The following is a 2,944-nucleotide window of genomic DNA, read 5'->3' on the forward strand; positions in this document are numbered from 1 at the left end:
CGCGCCTGCCGCTCGATCACCCTGCCCCTGCGCCTTATTGCCGGCAGCGCCTCGTGAAGGCGGTCGGCAAGTTGCGAGTAATAGTCGGACGCCGCCTCGCGGCCATCCTCATAATAGGCGTCACCGCGCCTGGCCAAAACCTTCTTGAGGTCGTTCAATTGCCGCGAAAGCGCCGCGACCTGCTTGTCGATGTCGAGGTCGGAGAGGGTCGAAAACGATGCCATGCTGATTGTCCTTCTCTTCGAGAAGGCCTAACGCATGGACGACGGGCCAGTTCCGGCGGCCCGACCGCGCGGCATCACGTGGAATGATGCCTTCAACGAACCTGGTCGAGCAGGCGTTTGCATTCCAGCAAGTCGAACAGCGCCTCCTGCAGCAAGGCGCGATTGTCACGCGACAACTTTGAGGCGTCCGGTTGCACCGGACCTTCGTCGTCACTCTTGCCGAGACCGAAGAAACGCCGGCTGGGCTTCACCTTCGGCTGGCCGACGAGCGCATCCTCATCGCCGCGCGGCTGCGCGGCCGCCGTCAGCGGCACCTGCTCGGCTTGACGGCGCTGGGCGATCGCCTCCACCGCGGCCATGTCGCCATTGCCGATGGCGACCAGAAAATGGTTGCCGTTCTCGCGCAACAGCTTCTGCACGCCTTTGATCGTATAGCCTTGATCGTAGAGCATGTGCCGGATGCCCTTGATCAGCTCGACGTCCTGCGGCCGATAATAGCGACGGCCGCCGCCGCGCTTCATGGGCTTGATCTGGGTGAAGCGCGTCTCCCAGAAACGCAGCACGTGCTGCGGCAGGTCGAGATCTTCCGCGACTTCGCTGATGGTTCGGAAAGCATCGGGGCTCTTGTCCATGGGCCAATCCTCCACACTGGACCACGATCCGGCGCATGATGCCGAATCGCCCCTTATTTCAGCGATTTATGAAGCGATATTCAAGCCCAGCGTCAAAACCGCGGGCGGTTTTTCAACCGCATTCGCCAGCAAACTACTTGCCGCCTTTGCCCTTGCTGTTCTGGTGCGAGCGCAGAATCCGGCTCTTGAGCACGTTCGACGATTTGAACGTCATCACCCGGCGCGGCAGGATCGGCACTTCCTCACCGGTCTTGGGATTGCGGCCGATGCGCTCGTTCTTGGAGCGGACGTGGAAGGTGGCAAAAGACGAAAGCTTGACCGTCTCGCCCCGAACGATGGCTTCGCAGATTTCGTCCAGCACGGCTTCGACGAGTTCCGCCGATTCAGTCCGCGACAGGCCAACCTTCCGATAAACGGCTTCAGCAAGGTCGGCACGCGTCAGTGTCTTTCCCCCCATGCGACCGTCCCATCTGCTCGCAGAAAATGTAAATCGATACAGCCAAAGGCAGAGCCTAAGTAATTGATCCGGCAAGGTCAAGGACCGAACCGGCGCGTTCGGCACTTACCAGCGGAGCAACACCGCGCCCCAGGTGAAGCCTCCACCCATCGCCTCGAGAAGCACCAGATCGCCCTTCTTGATGCGGCCGTCGGCGACGGCCACCGCGAGAGCCAGCGGCACCGAGGCAGCCGAGGTGTTACCGTGTAAATCGACGGTGACCACAACTTTCTCCTCGGCTATCCCGAGCTTCCTGGCGGAAGCGTCAATAATCCGTTTATTGGCCTGATGCGGCACGAACCAGTCGAGGTCCTGCGCCGTTATGCCGGCCTCGCCGAAGGTCGCCTCGATGACATCGGTGATCATGCCGACGGCATGCTTGAACACCTCACGGCCTTCCATCCTGAGATGACCGACGGTTCCCGTCGTCGAAGGCCCGCCATCGACGAAGAGCTTGTCCTTATGCGCGCCATCGGAGCGCAGGCTCGCCGCCAGCACGCCGCGGTCGGTGATCGCGCCGGCGCCGTCTTGGGCTTCGAGAACGAGCGCCCCGGCGCCATCGCCAAACAGCACGCAGGTCGAGCGGTCGTTCCAGTCGAGGATACGCGAGAACGTCTCCGAGCCGATCACCAGGACACGCTTGGCCAGGCCGCCACGGATATAAAGGTCGGCGGTGGCGACGGCATAGACGAAGCCAGAGCAGACGGCCTGCATATCGAAGGCAAAGCCGTGATGCATGCCGAGCCTGTTCTGGATCTCGACGGCGGTCGCCGGGAACGTGTTGTTGGGCGTCGACGTCGCCAGGATGATGAGGTCGATATCGGCGGGCGTCATGCCCGCGCTGTCCAGCGCGGCGCGCGCCGCCGCCTCGCCCAGAGAGGCCGTCGTCTCGTCATCGGCCGCGACATGGCGCTGGCGGATGCCGGTACGCTGGACGATCCACTCGTCGGAGGTCTCGACCATGCCTTCGAAGTCGGCATTCTTCATAATGCGGCGGGGCAGCGCGGCACCATTGCCGCGCACGACTGATCTGATCAAGGTCCGTTCCTATTCCTCGGCGTCGGCGGAGACGCCGGATTTCCTGTTTGCCTGGGCATTCGGATTGCGCGCATGGAACAGATCGAGGTCGGCCTCGATCCGGTCAAGCAGATTATTGCGCACCATGTCGTAGCCGAGCTCGATCGCCGCAGCGAAGCCATCCGAATCGGCGCCACCATGGCTCTTCACCACGATGCCGTTCAAGCCCAGGAAGACGCCGCCATTGGAGCGGCCGACATCCATCTTCTCACGCAGCCGGTCAAAGGCGCCCTTGGCGAAGACATAGCCGATCTTGGCCATGAGCGTGCGGCTCATGGCGGCGCGAAGATAACCGGCGATCTGCCTTGCCGTGCCCTCGGCGGTCTTAAGCGCGATATTGCCGGCAAAGCCCTCGGTGACCACCACGTCGACCGTGCCCTTGCCGATGTCGTCGCCTTCGACGAAGCCGCGGTAATTCATCGAGGCCATGTTGGCCTCGCGCAGCATGCGGCCAGCCTCCTTGACCTCTTCCTGGCCCTTGATCTCCTCGACGCCGACATTGAGCAGGCCGACGC

The 2,944-nt window shown here is 62.7% G+C and carries 3 protein-coding genes and 2 pseudogenes; all 5 read right to left on the reverse strand.

From position 1 onward, the window contains the following. Window positions 1-224, reverse strand: a pseudogene (locus EOA28_RS31125) (hypothetical protein); the annotation flags it as partial. Window positions 225-316: 92 nt separating this feature from the next. Continuing rightward, window positions 317-856, reverse strand: a complete 540-nt coding sequence (locus EOA28_RS31130; protein ID WP_042640150.1) for a MerR family transcriptional regulator — start codon at window positions 854-856, stop codon at window positions 317-319. 133 nt (window positions 857-989) lie between these two features. Beyond that, the gene (locus EOA28_RS31135; RefSeq protein ID WP_023815657.1) at window positions 990-1,313 is read right to left on the reverse strand and encodes an integration host factor subunit alpha; all 324 of its coding nucleotides are present in this window, start codon (window positions 1,311-1,313) and stop codon (window positions 990-992) included. A 105-nt stretch (window positions 1,314-1,418) separates the two neighbouring features. After that, a complete protein-coding gene (locus EOA28_RS31140; RefSeq protein ID WP_127251772.1) occupies window positions 1,419-2,390 on the reverse strand; it encodes a beta-ketoacyl-ACP synthase III in 972 nt (323 codons plus the stop codon). Between the two features lie 9 nt (window positions 2,391-2,399). Next, window positions 2,400-2,944: pseudogene (locus EOA28_RS31145) on the reverse strand (phosphate acyltransferase); the annotation flags it as partial.

The organism is Mesorhizobium sp. M2A.F.Ca.ET.067.02.1.1 (assembly GCF_004023285.1).
GTDB lineage: Bacteria > Pseudomonadota > Alphaproteobacteria > Rhizobiales > Rhizobiaceae > Mesorhizobium.